The sequence below is a fragment of the Pseudomonas marginalis genome (assembly GCF_900105325.1).
Taxonomy (GTDB): domain Bacteria; phylum Pseudomonadota; class Gammaproteobacteria; order Pseudomonadales; family Pseudomonadaceae; genus Aquipseudomonas; species Aquipseudomonas marginalis.
In genome coordinates, this window is record NZ_FNSU01000003.1 from 3,429,140 (window position 1) to 3,447,763 (window position 18,624).

The following is an 18,624-nucleotide window of genomic DNA, read 5'->3' on the forward strand; positions in this document are numbered from 1 at the left end:
TCATAACCGACGCCGGGCTATAACTTCGGCGTCGGCTTTGCGCAATCGTGTCAATACGGCGCCCAGGGGGTGCTGATCCTGGAGGACCAATGAGTCTGCCTGCCGCTTTCCTTGCTGACGTTGCACAGCTGATCCCACAAGATCGACGTTTCGACGATCCACTTTCCACCCTCGCATTCGGCACCGACGCCAGCTTTTACCGATTGGTCCCACAACTGGTGATCCGCGTCGAATCGGAAGACGAAGTGGTGGCGCTGCTGCAACTGGCCCAGCGTGAACGTGTGCCGGTAACCTTCCGCGCAGCCGGCACAAGCCTGTCCGGGCAAGCGATAAGCGACTCGGTACTGATCGTGCTGGGGGACAATTGGAACGGCCGTGAGATTCGCGGGCAAGGCACTCAGATCCGCCTGCAACCCGGCGTGATCGGCGCACAGGCCAACGCCTGGCTGGCGCCATTCGGGCGCAAGATCGGCCCAGACCCGGCGTCGATCAATGCCTGCAAGATCGGCGGAATCGTCGCCAACAACGCCAGTGGCATGTGCTGCGGTACGGCGCAGAACACCTACCACACCCTGGCCGGAATTCGTCTGGTCCTGGCCGATGGCAGCCGCCTCGATACAGAAGACGCAAGCAGCGTTACGGCGTTTCGTGAACAGCACGGCGCACTGCTCGAGCGCCTGGCCACACTCGGCCGTGAAACGCGGGCAAACGCGGAATTGGCAGCAAAAATCCGCCACAAATACCGTCTGAAAAATACCACCGGCCTGTCACTCAACGCCCTGGTGGATTTTGATGAACCGCTGGATATCCTCAGCCATTTGTTGGTGGGCTCCGAGGGTACCCTCGGTTTTATCAGCGCAGTCACCTACGACACCGTGATCGACCACCCGAACAAGGCGTCGGCGTTGATCGTATTTCCGGATGTGGAGACCTGCTGCAACGCAGTCACCATCCTGAAAACCCAACCGGTGTCGGCTGTCGAGTTGCTGGACCGACGCAGCATGCGCTCGGTGCAGAACAAACCGGGCATGCCCGCATTCGTACAGCACTTGTCAGAAAGTGCCTGCGCCCTGCTGATTGAATCCCGCGCCGCATCGCCGTCATTGCTGCACGAACAATTGGCGCTGATCATGGCGTCGCTGGCCGTTTTCCCGGTGGAGAAACAGGTCGACTTCACCGAAGACCCGGTGGAAAACGCCCGCCTGTGGGCCATCCGCAAGGACACCTTCCCAGCCGTAGGTGCTGTACGCAAAACCGGCACCACGGTGATCATCGAAGACGTCACCTTCCCGGTCGAGCAACTGGCCATTGGCGTGAACCGCTTGATCGAACTGTTCGACAAACATCACTACGACGAAGCCATCCTTTTCGGACATGCCCTGGAAGGCAATCTGCACTTTGTGTTCACCCAAGGCTTCAACAGCACGGAAGAAGTCACACGCTACCAAGCGTTCATGGATGACGTCGCGCAATTGGTGGCCGTGGAGTTCGGCGGTTCGCTGAAAGCCGAACACGGCACCGGCCGCAATATGGCACCGTTCGTGGAGCTGGAATGGGGCAGCGACGCCTATCAACTGATGTGGCAACTCAAACGCCTGCTCGACCCCAACGGCATCCTCAACCCGGACGTGGTGCTCAGCCAAGACCCGCAGATTCACCTCAAGCACCTCAAGCCGCTGCCTGCGGCCGACGAGCTTGTGGATAAGTGCATTGAGTGCGGTTTCTGTGAACCGGTATGCCCATCGAAGGGCCTGACGTTGAGCCCGCGCCAGCGCATCGTGATCTGGCGAGATATACAGGCGAAAAAACGCGCCGGCGTCGACACCACCGAATTGGAAGCGGCCTACCACTACCAGGGCATCGACACGTGCGCCGCCACCGGCCTATGCGCCCAACGCTGTCCGGTAGGAATCAATACCGGCGACCTGGTGAAAAAACTGCGAAGCCGTGACGCCGACCGTACGAAAACCGCCGAATGGCTGGCCACCCATTTCGCCACGGCACTGCAAGGTGCGCGCTTTACCCTGCATGTAGCCAATGGTGCACGCATGCTGCTGGGAGCGCCTCGCCTGGCGAAGCTGTCGGCCACCATGACCAAGTTGTCCAAGGGACAGATTCCGCAGTGGACCAACGCCATGCCACAACCGGAAAAAGCCATTCGCTTCAGCCCGGCGGTGACGGATGAGCGGCCACGGGTGGTCTACCTGGCGGCCTGCGTCTCACGCGCCATGGGCCCGGCGGCCGGTGATAAAGAGCAGATGTCTTTGTACGAAAAAACCCAGGGCCTGCTGGAAAAAGCCGGTTACCAGGTCGTGTTTCCCGACAACCAGGACAACCTGTGCTGCGGCCAGCCTTTCGCTTCCAAAGGCTACGCCGAACAGGCAGAACACAAACGCCAGGAACTGATCGGCGCCCTGCTCCATGCCAGCCGCGGCGGCCTGGACCCGATCTATTGCGACACCAGCCCCTGCACCCTGCGCCTGGTGCAAGACCTCGGCGAAACGCGCCTGGACCTTTACGACCCCGTACGTTTCATCCGCACGCACCTGATGGACCGTCTCGATTTCACCCCCCAGGAAGCGCCGATCGCCGTACACGTCACCTGCAGCACCCAACACCTGGGAGAAAGCCAGGCCCTGATCGACCTCGCCCGCCGCTGTGCCAAAACCGTGGTGATCCCGGAAGGCATTCACTGCTGCGGGTTTGCCGGCGACAAAGGTTTCACCACGCCGGAACTCAACGCCCACTCGCTGCGCTCCCTCAAGGATGCAGTGCAGTATTGCAGTGAAGGCATCTCCACCAGCCGCACCTGCGAGATCGGCCTGAGCCAGCATGGCGGCATCGACTATCACGGATTGGTGTACCTCGTGGATCGCGTGACCCAGGCCCGCGCCCATTAATCCCGCAAAAAAACAGAACCCCTGCGCGCTGGCGTAGTCATCTGCATAGGCCTCGACGCACGAGGCCCATCAGTGATGTCGCTGGCAGCCCATGAACGCCAGCAGCGTCGAGCCTTTTTTGCGCAAGGAGATACCCTATGAAGCGTTCCGCTCTTGCTGGCTTGTTCATTACCGCTGCGATGTTGGCCTCCCCTGCTTTCGCTGCTGGCGAGCCAGACCTGTGCAAGATCAACCTGGACAAAATCAACAACGGTAAAGCGCTGCTCGCCACCGACACCAGTGGCAAAAGCGGCGAAATCGACACAGCCGTCTCCCAGGCCAAGGCTGCCCACGCCGCCGGTGACGACAAGAAGTGCATCGAAATCACCTCCAAGGCCCTGCAAGACCTGCAGAACCTGGACAAAGGCGGTCAATAAGCGCAGGGCCAACCTTCGGGTTGGCCTTCCGTGACCGTTTGGCGTACACTGCACAGGCTTGTCACTCACTATGAAACAACGAGTTACAAGCACGGGGCCGTTTAGGATTCGACGCCGGTCGCGAAACTTTAGGTGCATGCCGAGTTGGTAACAGAACTCGTAAATCCACTGTTGCAACTACTTATAGTTGCCAATGACGAAAACTACGGCCAGGAATTCGCTATCGCTGCGTAAGCAGCCTTAGACCTGAGCTTCTGGTACCTTCGGGTCCAGCAATCACCAGGGGATGTCTGTAAACCCAAAGTGATTGTCATATAGAACAGAATCGCCGTGCAGTACGTTGTGGACGAAGCGGCTAAAACTCACACAACTCGCCCAAAGCACCCTGCCCTTCGGGTCGCTGAGGGTTAACTTAATAGAAACGGCTACGCATGTAGTACCGACAGCGGAGTACTGGCGGACGGGGGTTCAAATCCCCCCGGCTCCACCAAACAAGCTATACAAATCAGGCACTTAGCGCTTATCGCAAGTGCCTTTTTTGTGCCTAAAAGGTTGGTTTTGGCTGGAGAATGCCAGCTTTATGACAGCATGACTTGGAGGTATGGCAGGATGGAGTCAGTGGCGACCACGATTAAGGAGCGGGACAAAGCCAGGAAGGATGTTGAAGATCTCCATCAAGAATCTGGCAGGGTGTACTTCATCCACTATTCCTGCGAATCGTTCGATAAGAATTCCTCAACCGGTTCCGTGAAGGTAGCGCAAATATCGATCGGCCGCCTTCTTAGCGGGGAAACACAATCATGGTCAATCCTCAAATCAGCTGAGCTCCAAGGTTGCCTTGATACAATCCCAGAGAATTTCAATCGCCTCGAAAAAATTATGCTGGACGGATTCTTTCAATTCCTAAGCAAGCACGATGACTGCTATTTCGTGCATTGGAATATGAGGAACGATCATTATGGATTTCCCGCCCTGGAGCACCGTTACAGGGCGCTGGGTGGCGTTCCATGTGTTGTCCGGGATGCTCAAAAGATAAATCTCTCCAGATTATTATGGAGGCTGTATGGCGACCACTACGCCAACCACACTTCAAAAAGCGGAAAACCAGGCAGACTTTTCAGGCTAATCGAATTGAACAGCATCGGGGATAAAGGCGCACTGCTAGGTGAGGCAGAACCTAAAGCATTTGAAGCTGGCGATTACCTGAGGGTGCAAGAATCCACGCTCAGAAAACTGGAAATCTTCCACTGTATTTTTGAGCTCGCACGCCGAAAAAAACTGAAGACAGATACTAGCTGGCTAGACACGAGCCGCCTTCATCCATTATTTATACTCGACACGATTAAACGTCATTGGCTGGTGACGCTCATTTTGTTTGGAACATCCCTAATCACAGCGCTGATAAAATTGCAAGACTGGATCGAGCCTTTCTATTCAAATACAAACAGTTAGATAAAATTTGTTCAACCGGGGTCGACTCGCGACTCGACTTGATAAAGGTGGCAGCTAAACATGGTCAGTCTCGTAGACTCAGCCCGGTGGGCCCCATTGATTGGCCGAATGTTCATCGCTTTTGGCAGCATCGAACGAACAACCCATCAATGCATCCATGATTGGGCAGGGAAAACAATTCATAAGCATTTTGCACGCGCTCCACTATCCTCACGAATCGACTTAGCCCGAGACCTCGCAAAGTCTCAAGATGCGCCAAAGGTAACCCAAGAGGCTTTCATCCATTCTCTTCTTACCGCAAAGAAACTTGCAGAAAGTCGCAATCTTGTTGCGCACAACCCGCTTTGCCTAGTAATACTCCAAGGTGCTCCCGACAACCCTTTACTCGAAGCTATCGCTCATCACACTGACGATAGCAAACTCCTATCGTACGAGGCACTTGTTGAGATCGTTGAGCGCACTGAGCTCTGTGCGGAGGACCTTGTTCACAACTTCGTTGCCTTCCGATTAGCAAAGCTTGATTTAGGGAAATACGGCGTTACAAATAAGACCGGTTTTAAGGATTGAAAATCCAATGTACAGCCAGCATTTTGGTATCACCCCATACCGGGTGAACACAGAGGGCATCACATGCCAAAGTTGACCAAAGCAGATTTGTATTATGAGTACAGTTGGAAGGTATCGGAAGGAGACAACCCCAAGCTGATCAGTGAGGATGCTAATCATCTAAGCCGAAAGGAGGGTTACGAAATGCTGCTTTACCTCAATAGCTTGGTAAGCGCAAATAACGGTGATCTAGAAAAGAGAACCCGCCTCATCGTCGAATGGATGCTGAAGGAAAAATATAAGTCAACGGCTCCAAGTCGTGAAACTGTAACAGCATGGGTCGTAAAAAATTTCACAGAAATGCAAAAAGATTACCCTCGCTAAAAAGCAGAGATATTATTTGCTTATCGTTTGCTCTATTGAATGGAAATATTTATGAGCACCTACTTTTCTCGTCTAGGTATTAGCTCCTGCGAAATAGGCGGGTTGGTAGCTGAATCGCTCCTGCATGACTTGCGCGTGAACAATTTCACCTTCACAAATTTCCCCGAGGTGATTACTGAATGGGACGAAAATAATTTTTTTATTAAGCTTCGAGCACATGACTACACAACTGAATCAGAGCCGTTCACATATGAAGAAATAAAGGCACTATTGAAAACGTTCAGTGCCAAAAAACCTTTTGACAAATCGTTCTTCAACAAAATTCAGAACCTAGTAGTTCAACTTGAATCCCTAATTGGAAAGTCCCGCGACAATATATGACTTCAACCAAAAACTTAAATAATCGGCGGAGTAATAGCCCGCCGACTTTCTCTTTTCAGAACAACCCTCCCAATGCTGCCGGCTCCCAATTCATAATCACGAGTTCTCCGCTGACATCGGCTTTCCCCTGCCGCTGATTCGCCGTGCTGTACCGGATGCCCACTGTCTCAAAGTGAAACCCCTTAAACACGTGCCGGATGTCAGGGTGATCATTGATGCTGACCATCACCTTGCCCTCGCAGCGCCTCATGAATTCGGCCATCCGCTCATAGTTTTCAAAGCGAAAATCCACGCCATAGCCGGCGGTCTGCCAGTAAGGCGGATCCATGTAGTGGAAGGTATGCGCGCGATCATAGCGCTCAGCGCAGTCAAGCCAGGGGAGGTTTTCGACGTAAGTGCCGGACAACCGCTGCCATGCTGCAGACAGGTTCTCCTCGATCCGCAACAGGTTGATGGCCGGGCCAGTGGTTGCGGTACCAAACGTCTGTCCTGTCACCTTGCCGGCAAAGGCATGGTGCTGCAGGTAGAAAAACCGAGCAGCGCGCTGGATGTCGGTGAGGGTTTCAGGGCGAGTCATCTTCTGCCATTCGAACACCTGGCGAGAACTGAGTGCCCATTTGAACTGGCGCACAAATTCTTCCAGGTGGTTCTGCACGACGCGGTACAGCGTCACCAGGTCGCCGTTGATGTCATTCAGAACTTCAACGGGCGCGGCCTGTGGTCGCATGAAGTAAAGCGCGGCGCCGCCGGCAAAGACTTCAACGTAGCATTCGTGGGGTGGGAAGAGCGGGATGAGGCGATCGGCTAGGCGGCGTTTGCCGCCCATCCAAGGGATGATGGGTGTGGACATATTAAAGCAAGACCTTTGCTGTATGAATAAACAGTGCTAGGCTCGTTTCGCTTTGTGCACGAAGCAGGAGCCTTGGCTGGACTTGCAGGGGAACGCTGCAGGGAAGGTGGCCGAGCTGGATGTTGACGCATCCTGTTCGACCGCTCCTTTCATTTCGATGTAGAGACTTCTTTTGCATAGGCTTGGCACGCACGCAGCGCGATCAGTCCTTTGTCGCCGGCATCGGTGATGCCGATAATTCGTTGAGCATGCGCTGGGTCAAGTTGGGCTCGACGGGCTGCATGAACCACGCCGAAGGCGCCGGGGGTGGCAGGCACGTTGCAGCCACTGACTGAATCCGTGGCGTCGAGAAGGACTGACAGCCGCACATCAGCAGTGGCAAGGCGATCACGCAGAGCAGCCTGGTTACGTTGGGCATCGGAAAGTTCTCGACTGTGTTGTTGGTCAGCAGCAGAAAGCCGCTGCTCGGTAGCCAGGCGCTTATCCTGCTCGGCCTGGACTTGGGCTGTGGCGGCATTGCTGATCGATGACAGATCCGCCAGATGCAACTCGGCCTGATTGGCCAATTTCCCGTCGTAGCGCCAAGTCTGCACCTGCCAAGCGGATCCGAAGGCAATGCCCATCGCCACAAGCAGGCATGCCAGCTTCTGCAAAATAGTCATCACTAATCCTCCCAGCCAGGCAGATCAACGGTCTGGCCTGCCAGTTCGTGCGTACAATCGTCCAAGAACTGAATGCGCCCATCAGTCACGAACGAATGGCAAACCCGTGGGCCGTCCGACCAGGTGTAGCGGACCAATATCGACGGTGTGAAAGTGGGTGCATTGACGTTGCCGTTCCAGCCCCAGCGCGGACCAGGGCCTGCACCATGGGAAATACCGTGGGCCATGCCACAGCCTGGGCATTCAAAGAAAAGACTGTCGTCCTCGGCCTTAGCCAGCACCCGCGACAACCTGGTGAAGCCTGTACCGCTCATGCCAGCACCTTCAGCGCCCTGTCGTACAGCGCCTGCCTATCATCCTGCCCGGTGAGCCCACCATTGATGCGGCGCGTAATCTTCACGAACTCGCCGCGATCCGCCAGGGCATTCAGTCCGCGCGTCGACCAGAACCACGCAGCCGACATGGCGGCGTGCTGCGGCAGCTCGAGGAAGTCGGGGTGATTGATCAGGTCCAAGCCCAACGCCTCTCCGCACGCCGTGTAGTTTGCCCGACCGGTGATCTGGATCAGGCCACGGCCACGGTATCTGGAGCCGTCTCCCTTCAGGGTGTTGCCTAGATCGGCGCGACCTTCATACCCGGCCTGCTGTGCAGTCGGCCCCCAGATCTCACGCACGTGAACCAACTGGCCAGACTCATGCCCGATCTGGGCGATGAATGCCGCGACCCGATGCGGCGTATCGATCGCGTACTGGCTCATGGCAGCGTTAAGCCCGAGGATAAAAATGCCGGCGCGCCAGCCGGCTCGGGGAAGTATCTGCAGCAACTGCTGCTCGGTAATCGGCATACTTTTCTCCAGACGTAAAAAACCCGCACTTGGCGGGTTCGACGAAACAACGGGAATGTACTGGCTGCTACGAGAGGTAGCCCCCGGCGGCTTCTGCGTCGTCGGCCAAGATATTGGCCACGACCAGGTCAGCGCGATCGGTCAGATTCCACAACGATGGACGCCCTATGTAGACGTTAGGAGCGTAGGTGGTGATAAAGCTGCCACCCGCACGGCCAATGCATGGAGTAGTTGCTGGGACCACGATGGTAGCGTCAGTGTAAGCACCACTCCCGCTCGCTATTTTCACGCCATCCGAATACACATTGACGGTGTACGTGTGTGCAACATCATTCACCGACCACTCAACGGCCAGCTGGTGCAGGTTGCCGTCCAATATGGCGGCCAGAGCTGAAGCTGAAATATCAAGGGCGCCGGCGGAGCTCGCGGAGATCGGAAAAATCACAGTGGCTTTGGCAATCGTGCCCGCCGAATTGGTCAGCGTGATGCCCCACTGCGCCGTCGTCGTGGTGTTATTGAGAACGCCGATTAGGGAGTAGGTCGACCCAGAGGCAGCCCAACCGGACGCAGGTGCCTTCAGCCAGGCGATCGACAGAAACCGCCGGCAAGTGGACGGCAGCAAAAAGCTGTTGGGCAAGTTGAGTTTTGGACTGGTCACCGTACTCGGAATGCCAAGGAGCCCTTGCGTCACAGCACCCAGCGCGGTAGCAGCAGTAGCCACAGCCCGGTCATTGGTAAGGCTGAGCATCTGCGCACCGGCGGCGATCGCGCCGCTGCCCGTATAGCAATCGTCGTTGCTGAAATCGAGCAGCGCCATGGTGGCACCACGCACGATGGAGTCGTCCAGCTCGATGTACGGGATCAGGTTGTTCGGGTCGTAGAACGCGGCGTCAGAGAGGATTTGGGTGGTCATGTTTCAGTATCCCTTACGGTTGATGATGGCAGCCGCAGCCGCTCGTATGTACGCATGCCCCGTTGCCGGCAACCAATGCAGTCCGTCGGACGTTAGCGATGGAGGCACACGACCGTCGGCCACTGCGTCGACGTCGGCGGTGAGGCTGGTATCCGGGTGACGCATGAGCACCTGGCGCGACACAACCACGTACTCACCAAACAGCTCTTGCGCGTAGCGCTCCAGCTCTACGATCGCAGCGTACTTGGCCGGTCCCGAAGCGATACCTTCGCCCGACATGTTCGGCGGGGTGACCATGACGCACCGCTTGTTGAGCGTGCGCTGCCAGTTCCTCACCGCCAGCCAGTCGCGCTTAACGGTCGCTGTGTCTTGGAAGTTGTTCCGACCCATGGCAATCAGTAGGGTGTCGTACTCATGCCCAGCGGCCCATACCGACTCGGTGGGCACACCTATCTCTACAGGCAGATCCGCTGAGAGTTGTCCTGCATCAGGCGTGAACACCAACGCAGTGGGTACCTCACCGGTAAACGTGGCGCTGGAGAATGTGCCCAGCACGCCAGAAACGCGAGCACGCCAGGTCGGCCCAGTGCCCTGTGACGATATAGGCCAGACAGTGGTCAAGGTCACCCCGTCCGGGGCGAGCATCTGAGAGGTCGATACAGTCGTTGCACCCGACGCCAGAATCTTGTTGTTCTGAAGCGTGAGCAGGAACGGTAACGCACCGAGGCGCCCGGCCTGCTGAGAGGACGTCTGCCCGCCGACTGCCAGATTCGTCAGGGTACGACTCTGATCCGTCAGCGCCGGAATCAAGGTGCGCACCCATGAATCCGCGTAGGCAGACAGCGAGTCACCCGCAACGATTAGGTTTGTGTTTGGGGTGAGCATCTGATTGATGCTGGCCAGCTTGGCAGCGAACGCGGCACCATCGCCAAGCGCGTCCAACTCGCGAAGGATGTCACGGCCCCACACTTTGAATCGGCCCGTTCTGGTCAGCGTCAACGGCGCCTTGCCCTGACTGTCCCCAAATGCGATTGCGCCACCTCGGGCACTGCCACTGAACAAGACATTTTTAGCCACGCCTAGGGCCACACCCAACTCTGCAAATATATCCCGGCCCAGGACAATAAAGCCGCCGGACCTGGTGATTCGCAGTGCCGACTTTCCGACTTGATCCAGAATACGTAACACGTCGCGACTGCCCGTCTTACGGATAAGGTTCAGGATGCCGTCCGCACTCGGGTAGCGCTTTCGCTCAGTCGCCACGCCGGCGACGTTCTCGTACAGGATCAAATATTCATCGGCGTCGGGCGACGGCACACTGAAATAGCCGCCAGATACTGTTCCAGCCAACCCTAGTGCGATCGATGGATAAGTCATCGCACCGGCCATCTGCGAAGCTACCTCAGTCAACGACGCTGTGACTTTGGCCTGAGACAACACCGCCTGCTTGGCCAGCGACGGTACCAGTCCTGATTCGGTAAGCACGTCCGTCGACGCGTCACCGTTGACAACCGCATGCTGCGTTTGTGCTGAGGAAGTGGCAAGTTCAGCCGCCTCAGCCAACTGGCCGGCGTAAGCCTCCAGTGCTGAAATATCGGTCATTCACGTTTCTCCAGTCGAAAAAAAACCCGCATTGCGGGGCGGTTGTTCCTTTAAGTACTGCGCGCAGAGCACGGGTTAATACCCAGGCGCTTTGCCAATCGCGCGCCAGTGAATCGTTACCCCAAAGTTCACCGTGTCGTTGAACAGTCTGTATTGCGTATTGCTTACCGCATAAGCACCCGCCGAGTTGCCATCACCGTCTGTGGCATTAGGAGATACTTTGTTGCCGAAACAGTTGTAGACCTCAGCAAATGGCGTTGGAAAGTCTATTGGGCCACTCACGCCGTCGGCGCCAACACTTCCTTGCCCCCACTGTTCTAAGAGCCCCGTAGCGCTGTCCAGCTTCCACCCATTGGCGCTCAACAACGCGGTGTTCTTGTTTTGCTTCGCCAGGTCAAGGGCGTCCAGCGCAGCCTGGATAGTCTGATGCAGAGAATTGAGGAGTGAATCTGTGGCCGTCTTTGTGTAGGCATCGCCGATGCCATAACCGCCCAGAGTAATGGCGTTGTTCGCCTTTCCGGACAGTAGATAGTCCGTTTGATTTTTCGTGTAAGCATCAAGGATGCCGTACCCGGCTAATGACGTTGCCCTCACTGCATAGTTAGCGATTGCTGCCTGAATGGCCTGGAGCACCTGAGTGTTGTCCTCAACATCCAGGGCAGGCAGATACCCCAGTATCAAGTTGCACAGCTCCTCCTGAACGGTATTCAACCATTCAGCCTTAATCGGCGTGGGGCTCACGCCGCCCACTATGGTGCCGTAGCGAAACCCGCCAAGCGCCGTGACCAGATCGGTCCAACTAGAAATTCGCTGCATGCTACTAGTCCTCAATGCCGGCGATCGCTGAGGGCATCACGTAATGGATCGCGTTAAAAAAGGTGTCGACCTGACTAAAAATGCCGGCGACTACTTCCTGCCCAAAGCCCAACACCACGTCTGTGTATTCAGGCGCCTCCAGCTGCAGGCGACAATCCAGCGTGGCGGCTTCTGCGGTACCGAACGCCTCGATCGGTGCCGACGCCAGCCAGCTCCAGGGCCAACCCTCGCCATACAGAAAGTCGCCCGCATTGGTCGAGCCGACACGGGCGGGGCGGAACTCATCAATGGTGATGCCAATGCCGGTCTGCGTGGCCATTCGCAGGTAATACGCACGCTGGGGAGCCCCGGTCGCACTCATCTTGTTCAGCACCGCTTGACGGCGCTCAGCCACCGCTTGCGATCCCGGCACAACACAAGCATCAGGAATGCCCAGGTACTCTTCCCAGTCAGTTAAAAGCTGGGTGACACTGGCGGGATTAAGCTCTGCTTGAAGGTCATCCAGGGCGACATCAATGCGCCAGAACTCGGGAGCGAAGGCCGCAACCAGTGCTGCAATATCTGGCTGTAGTTCAATGTCAAATGCCGGACCGGGCGGCAGCAGTTGTTGCATTTGCTGCTTGTAGTCGTCTTCACTCAAAGCCATGTGATCACCCCAAGTGAACCCACTTCGTTATTGGCGATGACCACATCGGCAGTGGGAGACGACAACACATGATCTGTCTCACCAGCGGTGTTGCCGATCGCGCCACGGATATGGGAAATCAACAGGGTCGAGTCAGACCCCGCTTCATCATTGATCAGCCCTGCCAATGATTGCGTTACCGCCGTACGCAGCACAGTGCTATCAGGCGTCAACTTGATCGAGAAGTTGAGCACCCGATCAATCGGCGCGAAGGCGTAGACTTCAGCGGTAACTGGGCGCCTGGCATCCAAATGAGCCTGAACCTCTGCCACCTGGGCAGGCGTCGGGAAAATGCTGACATCCGCGTCACGAACAAAGGTCAGGCCAAACGTACCCGGCCCCATCCAGCGCGGCAGAGGCCAGGCCCGAGTGACCCCAGGCACCTCCAAGGCCCATTCAACAAAGTCCGCACCGTTCCCCACCTTGCTCGGGTTCTTGAACGCCTGCCGTACCCTGGACCGCAAAGCCTCTACCGTTTCCTTCTCGGTTCCACCCACGATGCCATCGACACCGATAGTGGCCGTGGAACTTACGCCGATCACTGGAGAAACCGCCGTCAAGTTGCCCGCCGCAAGGTTGCCAATTGTTCCGACATCATTCGACGTAACAGGCACTACGGCGGCACCGGCCACCAGGGTGGTGGTTTGGGTAACGGTATAAAGGCGCCCGTCCTCATACTGGTAGACGACACCAGCGTCGACCAGGGCGCCAGACGTGCCTGTCACGGCGATCAGCCCCGTGGCAGCCACTGCATCTGTTCTCCCCTTCTCCAACCGCCAGTCAGCCCAGCGCAGAAGGTTTTCTTCATCGCAGGTAGCCGGGTGCGACTGCTTGGCGATCCATTGCTGATAGCCGTACAGCTCGAAGGCGGTGCCGCTGTGTGCACGGGCAGCGGCCTTGGCGTCAGATCGGCGCAACGCATCGGGAGCGTTTCGCTCAAAGTCTGCCTCCGTGCGCGTAATCAGCGCAGGCAGCGTTGGGATGTCATAAGGCATTGATTAAACTCCAGGTATCCTCAAAGGCCAGTTCTAGCGTTTCGCCGTTTGCCTCTGTCATCAGCACGCTCATGCGCATCCCGTTGATGCCGTAGCGTTCTACGGTGACAGCGACCTCCGTGACGATGCCATCCGCGACCATCCAGGCCAGGGCCTCATCGGCATAATCCTTGGCATCCTTGAAGGTGTCCGGCACCAGCGATCGTCGGCGCAACAGCCAAAGGCGTGAACCTATCTGGTCGCCCGCCACGGTGGGCACGCTGTCTCCCCACCAACCCTGGCGGTCACTGTCGTCCAAGTCATCGTCATCATTGGCCCGGCGCCAGGAAAACAAGCTGATGGTTACGGCGCGGCGAAGAAGCTGCTCACGATCGATCATCAAGTGCCTCCAACGGGCGGCCCGCTTTGGCCGTTCCCACTCTGCACACCCTCATGTGGGTGATTGATCTGACTCACGCCGCCGGCGACCTGATCTCCATCCGATTCAATGCGACCAGTCGTTTTGATCAGCGGCGTATCAAAGTTCACAGACTCCGTGGCCTTGACATTCAGCGTCACGGTTTCAATGTCGATGATCCGTCCACGCTTGAAGTGGAGCTTGTCGCCCTCATCGGTGTACATGGCCACCTCCCCCGAGCTCAGACCTTGCAGACGAAACCGCCGGTCCGCGACGACGATCACCACCCCGTGACTGCGATCGCCACCAATGAAGCCAGCCAGGGCCTCAGCACCGGCGTGCGGACAGGCCGTGAACCCATAGGGCTCCAGGTGTTCAACCTGGTCCTTCACTTCACCAGCCAGCAAACGAAGCTGCAGGCTCTGCAACTTGCTGGCTGAGTTGGCTAAAGCAACCACGCCACGCGCGAGGAAGTTCGTCAGTGCGCTCATGAGGGTTTGTAGTCCGCAGGTATGAGGTATTCAAAGTTGTCAGTTTTCTTGCCCTTGCGAAGCTTGCGCTTCTCGTAGGCATCGTTCGGTTCGGGCAGAAAACCGTCAGGCGGAGCGACGCTGAGCGTGGCAAAAGTGCCTTGCTCGTCGAGCTCGTAACTGATTTCCGTGATCAGCATGTCCCGGTCAAAACCAACGGTGGGATCCACCACACGCACAATCATGTTGTGCCGCCACAGCTCGCCGTTACTTTGCCGCCACCCTTGGCATTTGTAGGTGGCCGCCAGGGCCTTGCTGATGGCGTTGGCGCGCTCCCACACGACACGCGCACGCGCGATAGCTGGGGTAAGTTGACCTGACTGCTGGATGACCTTGACGCGTTTGCGACCGATTCGATCGTCGGTAACCGATGCCTCGACCTCTGTTGCGGCGACACCGAAGCTCGTATCGGTACCACTGCGCTGACCCTTGCTGACGTATTGGGAGAACACATTGGAAAAATCCATCTGTGCATCGCCGGTCAGGATGTTCTCACCCAACACCAGCCGATCAGCCGCACGGCCAGCACTACCAGGTGAGGCGATGATCAACCGCCCGCGACCATCGTCGGTGCTGAACAGGCGAGACAGCGTCAGCAATCGGTCGATACTCTCAAATGCCGTTTCACCTGGCTCGATCGTATGGTCATCGATCGCCTGCGCCAAGCCAGAATCATCAACAACAGTGATCCCATACTCACCCGCCAAGGCTGCAACGATGCTCTGCACGCTCTGGGCGCGCCATTGACCTGGGGTATTGATCGCAGCGCAGTCCACCAAGTCGCCTGTCCGTGATTTTCCCGAGATCGACAGATTGACGGCCCGGCCATCGTATTGAACGGGGGCTGCTGACACATACCCCGTCAGGATCAGCTCTCTACCGATCCGCACTTCAACCGCCTCACCCGGCTTGATGCGTACCGGCACATCACCACCGCCTGGCCAACTCCAGGTGATGCCCAACTCAAAGTCGCGGGCCTGGCGCTCCAGGCCGGCACTGATCCGCACCGATTTCCACCCGGCGTAGTCGTACCCGCCAGCACTTAGGGTGACGATATTGGATTGATCCATAATCAGCTCTTGGCGACTTGTAGCTCAGTGGCCGGCACGAAACCGGGATGACGGATGCGGTTGCGCGAAACAATCTCAGCGCCGCGCAGCGCATCGCCGTAAAGGCTGTACGCGAGAACAAGCGACGGAACCGTTTGCCGTGGGGTGTAGGCGCGCAACCACACACCACTGCGGGCAACCTCGGTCAAATGGCGATCTAGGCGTAGCCGTGCATCACTGAGGACGCTGAAGTGATCCGGAGCGCTATCGGCAGCAACGGCCCATACGGCCTCGCTGATTGCATCACGCAATTCAAGAATGTCGTCAGCGACCGGGACACTGGTCAGCTCGGCCTCACTCGCTACCGTCGTCAGCCCCTGTTCACCCAGCTGGGCAGCCACGCTAGCGGCCTGGCCAGAACTGGACACATCAGCAATGGGCACCTCTGCTATGTCCAGCACCAGGTCCAGAATGGCAGCGTCCTGGATCAACCCGATGACCGCCGCTTGAAACGCAGCTTCATCGGCGGTCGACGTCACAGGCGCCACAGTCTCAAGCGCCGGGATAGCCTCCGCCATGGCCTGGCTGCTCTTCAGCTGACTGCCGGCGCCATAACCGTCAAACGTCCTTTCCAAACGAGTCAGGTCACTCAACAAGCTCGCCGCAAACGCATCCGGAGCGTTCACCAGGCCATTCACGAAAGCATCTAGATCCGACGCCAACGACGTCATGGGTTTCAGGAAGTTGATACCGAACGCGTACACGCTCGACAACGCGGTACGCAATGCCCGCGCTCGCTGCCCCGCCAAGTTGACGGCGGCCATCGCAGTGCTGAACCGACTCTGTATAGATGCCAGCAACGAATCCTGCTGTTTGACCAGTTGCTGTTTGGTATTGGGGGCCTGGACTGGAAACTCCAACGTGCCGTCAATGAACTCCAGCGCGAAGCGAACCATGCCCCCCTCATCCCGCGCGTGGGAGACCTCGCACTCCCCCGCCGTGACCGTCAGCCGGCCAAACCAGGGGTGAACCAACTCGCCCGCGCCCGGTTTGTCCAGCGCGGTCAGCAGGCGGTCACGTTGCGACAAGCAGTCGTCACCCACGACAAATCCGGAAAACCGGTATTTGCGTGTCTGGCGCCCCATGTCCTCTGTGTAAGGCTGATCACGCTGGGGGTACTCGTGGACCTGCGTGCGCCGGCCCACTGGCACATTATCGGTATCGACCCAAAACGGAACCCCACGAAAGGATGCGGCCTGTTTTCGGTCACGCCACTCACTCATGGTGCATCTCCCGACAAGGACCGATAGCCGACCTTCGGTGTAATGGAAAGCCCTGGCTGGCTGGTTTTTGCCGGGTCAACCCGCATCCCCGGCGGAGCGTTTTGAAAGCGCATCACCAGCTCACCGTTGAGCTGCGTTTTGTTCGCCGCTGCCGTCTGCTGGAGCAGTGAGCCGGGAGCCGGCAAGCCGGGTACCCGCAGCAACTGATTCGGATCTACCCCTGCTTGGGTCGCGTTACGCTGGGCCTGCTGACTGCGCATTGTCTGCGGCGCATCCGCCAACAAGAACGCCCCCGTACCGCCACCCACATCGGCATTGCGAATGCGTTGCGCCTCGGCCTGCTGCTGGACCTTTGCGGTCAAGCCGACACCACCGTCTTCCATGCCAAACAGTTTCAAAATCGGCTGAATGTAGGGCTGAATGTCCTCCCATAACTTCTTGAAAAACTCCGTGATCGGCGTCCAGTTTTTAATGATCAGCGCCATGGGCGTCCAACCAAAAACCGATTTCATGAAGTCGATGAAGGGGGTGGTGTAAGCCTTGATCAGATCCCACAACGCAGTGAAAAAAGGCCCGACGGTCTCCCAGTTGGCGACGATCAAGCCTGCCGCCGCCGCGATTGCCACCGCAATGATGCCGATCGGAGTGGCCGCGAAGGCAACGCCCAGCACCCGCACGGCCACGGTCGCGGCAAAAACACCTGCACGAAGCGCCGTGAACGCGATACCCGCAACCGCCAAGCCTTTGACCAGTTGGGGATTGGCTTTAATGAACTCTGCTGCCTGGGTGATCATTGGCCGCATGGCGTCCACCACCGAGTTGATGTTCGGAAGTAACCCCTCACCAAACGCCCGAGACACGCCGTCGGCGTTGTTGCCTAATACATTCAGGTTATTTGCCGTCGTGTCTGCTCTTGATTGGTACTCCTTTTCCATCGAGCCGGCATACTTGGTGGCATCCCCCACCTTCAGCAGGTTCGTGCGCAACAGTTCGACGTTTGTGAGCAAGGGCGTAATGGCCGCTACCGACTCGCTGCCAAACAACTCGGTTAACAGGGCCGGACGCTTGGTGGCATCGACCATTGAGATACGCGTGAGGACATCCAGCAGGGTTTTTTGTGCATCCTTCTGCATACCCTCAGCAACGCTTTTCGAATCCAGCCGCAATGATTTAAAAGCCTGCGATTGGCTCTTGGTCGCCGCAGTGCCCTTGGTCAATGACAGCATGAAGTTTTTGATGCCTGTTGCCGCCACATCTTGTTTCACGCCGACGCCGGCCATCGTCGCACCGAGCGCCGCGACCTGAGCCGCTGACAGACCCGCAACTTCCCCTAGCCCCCCTACCTCCGTGACAATCGCCGACACTTTCTGCGCGTTGGCCGGCCCCGTATTGCCCAGGTAGTTAATTTGATCGGCCAGGCGAATTGCGCTTTCCTGGGTCATCCTGAACGCGGTTCGCCAGGTGGACATCATGTCGCCGCTTTGCTCGGCAGTCTGGTCGAATGCAATCCCCATCTTCACAGCGGACTCAGCGAAGCCCAGCAGCTCTTCACGCGCAAAACCCGCCTGTCCGCCTGCAGCGACAATTTTGGCAATGTCGCCAGCAGCCATCGGCAAGCGGTCCGACATTCGGCCAATGTCATCCCCCATCTGCTTGAACTGTTGCGGCGTGTCGAAGTTAACAACCTTCCTCACGTCTGCCATCTGCGACTCAAAATCAATGGCCGCTTTGGCACCCGCGACAAAGGGTGCCGCCAATACGCCGCCAGTGACGACATCGCTGAACCCAATCTTGCCAAGGCCGGTTTTCTCCAGCCCCTTACGGAACGCGGCGACGTTTTTACGGGCGCCGGCCAACATAGGCGAAAGCTTATCAACGCCGGTGATCAACGCCTTGAGCTGAAATTTATCTGCCATCAC

General features: G+C 57.4%; 20 protein-coding genes and 1 other RNA gene. 7 read left to right on the forward strand and 14 right to left on the reverse strand.

What is annotated here, in order from left to right; genetic code table 11:
- Positions 1-89 precede the first annotated feature (89 nt).
- The 7 genes from BLW22_RS25100 (at position 90) to BLW22_RS25130 (ending at position 6,079) form a co-directional block, all read left to right on the forward strand.
- Positions 90-2,900 (forward strand): FAD-binding and (Fe-S)-binding domain-containing protein, encoded by a 2,811-nt coding sequence (locus tag BLW22_RS25100; RefSeq protein WP_074847631.1) that lies wholly within the window; start codon positions 90-92, stop codon positions 2,898-2,900.
- Between the two features lie 137 nt (positions 2,901-3,037).
- Positions 3,038-3,316 carry a hypothetical protein gene (locus tag BLW22_RS25105; protein ID WP_027605349.1) on the forward strand — a complete coding sequence of 93 codons (279 nt, stop codon included), beginning with the start codon at positions 3,038-3,040 and terminating at the stop codon, positions 3,314-3,316.
- A gap of 93 nt (positions 3,317-3,409) precedes the next feature.
- Positions 3,410-3,806, forward strand: a transfer-messenger RNA (tmRNA) gene (gene ssrA, locus BLW22_RS25110).
- Between the two features lie 128 nt (positions 3,807-3,934).
- Positions 3,935-4,768, forward strand: a complete 834-nt coding sequence (locus BLW22_RS25115) for a hypothetical protein (RefSeq protein WP_143045161.1) — start codon at positions 3,935-3,937, stop codon at positions 4,766-4,768.
- A 108-nt stretch (positions 4,769-4,876) separates the two neighbouring features.
- Positions 4,877-5,335, forward strand: a complete 459-nt coding sequence (locus tag BLW22_RS25120; RefSeq protein WP_074847632.1) for a hypothetical protein — start codon at positions 4,877-4,879, stop codon at positions 5,333-5,335.
- Positions 5,336-5,398: 63 nt separating this feature from the next.
- Entirely contained in the window at positions 5,399-5,698 is a 300-nt protein-coding gene (locus tag BLW22_RS25125) for a hypothetical protein (protein WP_074847633.1), read from the forward strand.
- A 51-nt stretch (positions 5,699-5,749) separates the two neighbouring features.
- Positions 5,750-6,079, forward strand: a complete 330-nt coding sequence (locus tag BLW22_RS25130; protein ID WP_074847634.1) for a hypothetical protein — start codon at positions 5,750-5,752, stop codon at positions 6,077-6,079.
- A 55-nt stretch (positions 6,080-6,134) separates the two neighbouring features.
- Here BLW22_RS25130 and BLW22_RS25135 read toward each other — a convergent pair whose 3' ends face one another.
- The 14 genes from BLW22_RS25135 to BLW22_RS25200 all read right to left on the reverse strand — a co-directional run bounded on the left by BLW22_RS25135 (position 6,135) and on the right by BLW22_RS25200 (position 18,621).
- Complete coding sequence (locus tag BLW22_RS25135) at positions 6,135-6,929, reverse strand: DNA adenine methylase (RefSeq protein ID WP_074847635.1); 795 nt, start codon at positions 6,927-6,929, stop codon at positions 6,135-6,137.
- Between the two features lie 149 nt (positions 6,930-7,078).
- Positions 7,079-7,591, reverse strand: a complete 513-nt coding sequence (locus tag BLW22_RS25140) for a lysis system spanin subunit (RefSeq protein ID WP_074847636.1) — start codon at positions 7,589-7,591, stop codon at positions 7,079-7,081.
- Positions 7,592-7,593: 2 nt separating this feature from the next.
- Positions 7,594-7,905 carry a ubiquitination-like system serine protease family protein gene (locus BLW22_RS25145; protein ID WP_074847637.1) on the reverse strand — a complete coding sequence of 104 codons (312 nt, stop codon included), beginning with the start codon at positions 7,903-7,905 and terminating at the stop codon, positions 7,594-7,596.
- Positions 7,902-8,435, reverse strand: a complete 534-nt coding sequence (locus BLW22_RS25150) for a glycoside hydrolase family 19 protein (protein WP_074847638.1) — start codon at positions 8,433-8,435, stop codon at positions 7,902-7,904. Before BLW22_RS25150 ends, BLW22_RS25145 begins: the two co-directional genes overlap by 4 nt.
- 67 nt (positions 8,436-8,502) lie before the next feature.
- On the reverse strand, positions 8,503-9,348 hold the full coding sequence (locus tag BLW22_RS25155) for a hypothetical protein (RefSeq protein ID WP_074847639.1): 846 nt from the start codon (positions 9,346-9,348) through the stop codon (positions 8,503-8,505).
- A 3-nt stretch (positions 9,349-9,351) separates the two neighbouring features.
- The gene (locus tag BLW22_RS25160; RefSeq protein WP_074847640.1) at positions 9,352-10,950 is read right to left on the reverse strand and encodes a hypothetical protein; all 1,599 of its coding nucleotides are present in this window, start codon (positions 10,948-10,950) and stop codon (positions 9,352-9,354) included.
- 75 nt (positions 10,951-11,025) lie between these two features.
- Positions 11,026-11,766, reverse strand: a complete 741-nt coding sequence (locus BLW22_RS25165; RefSeq protein ID WP_074847641.1) for a gp53-like domain-containing protein — start codon at positions 11,764-11,766, stop codon at positions 11,026-11,028.
- Between the two features lie 4 nt (positions 11,767-11,770).
- Positions 11,771-12,412 (reverse strand): putative phage tail protein, encoded by a 642-nt coding sequence (locus tag BLW22_RS25170; protein WP_074847642.1) that lies wholly within the window; start codon positions 12,410-12,412, stop codon positions 11,771-11,773.
- On the reverse strand, positions 12,403-13,446 hold the full coding sequence (locus BLW22_RS25175; protein ID WP_074847643.1) for a baseplate J/gp47 family protein: 1,044 nt from the start codon (positions 13,444-13,446) through the stop codon (positions 12,403-12,405). Before BLW22_RS25175 ends, BLW22_RS25170 begins: the two co-directional genes overlap by 10 nt.
- Positions 13,436-13,825, reverse strand: a complete 390-nt coding sequence (locus BLW22_RS25180; RefSeq protein ID WP_074847644.1) for a phage GP46 family protein — start codon at positions 13,823-13,825, stop codon at positions 13,436-13,438. Before BLW22_RS25180 ends, BLW22_RS25175 begins: the two co-directional genes overlap by 11 nt.
- Positions 13,825-14,334 (reverse strand): phage baseplate assembly protein V, encoded by a 510-nt coding sequence (locus BLW22_RS25185; protein ID WP_074847645.1) that lies wholly within the window; start codon positions 14,332-14,334, stop codon positions 13,825-13,827. Before BLW22_RS25185 ends, BLW22_RS25180 begins: the two co-directional genes overlap by 1 nt.
- Entirely contained in the window at positions 14,331-15,443 is a 1,113-nt protein-coding gene (locus BLW22_RS25190) for a phage baseplate assembly protein (protein ID WP_074847646.1), read from the reverse strand. The genes BLW22_RS25185 and BLW22_RS25190 overlap by 4 nt, the downstream gene beginning before the upstream one ends.
- 2 nt (positions 15,444-15,445) lie before the next feature.
- The gene (locus BLW22_RS25195) at positions 15,446-16,705 is read right to left on the reverse strand and encodes a DNA circularization protein (protein WP_074847647.1); all 1,260 of its coding nucleotides are present in this window, start codon (positions 16,703-16,705) and stop codon (positions 15,446-15,448) included.
- Positions 16,702-18,621, reverse strand: coding sequence for a phage tail tape measure protein (locus BLW22_RS25200; protein ID WP_074847648.1), 1,920 nt, complete (start codon positions 18,619-18,621; stop codon positions 16,702-16,704). The genes BLW22_RS25195 and BLW22_RS25200 overlap by 4 nt, the downstream gene beginning before the upstream one ends.
- Between the last annotated feature and the right edge of the window lie 3 nt (positions 18,622-18,624).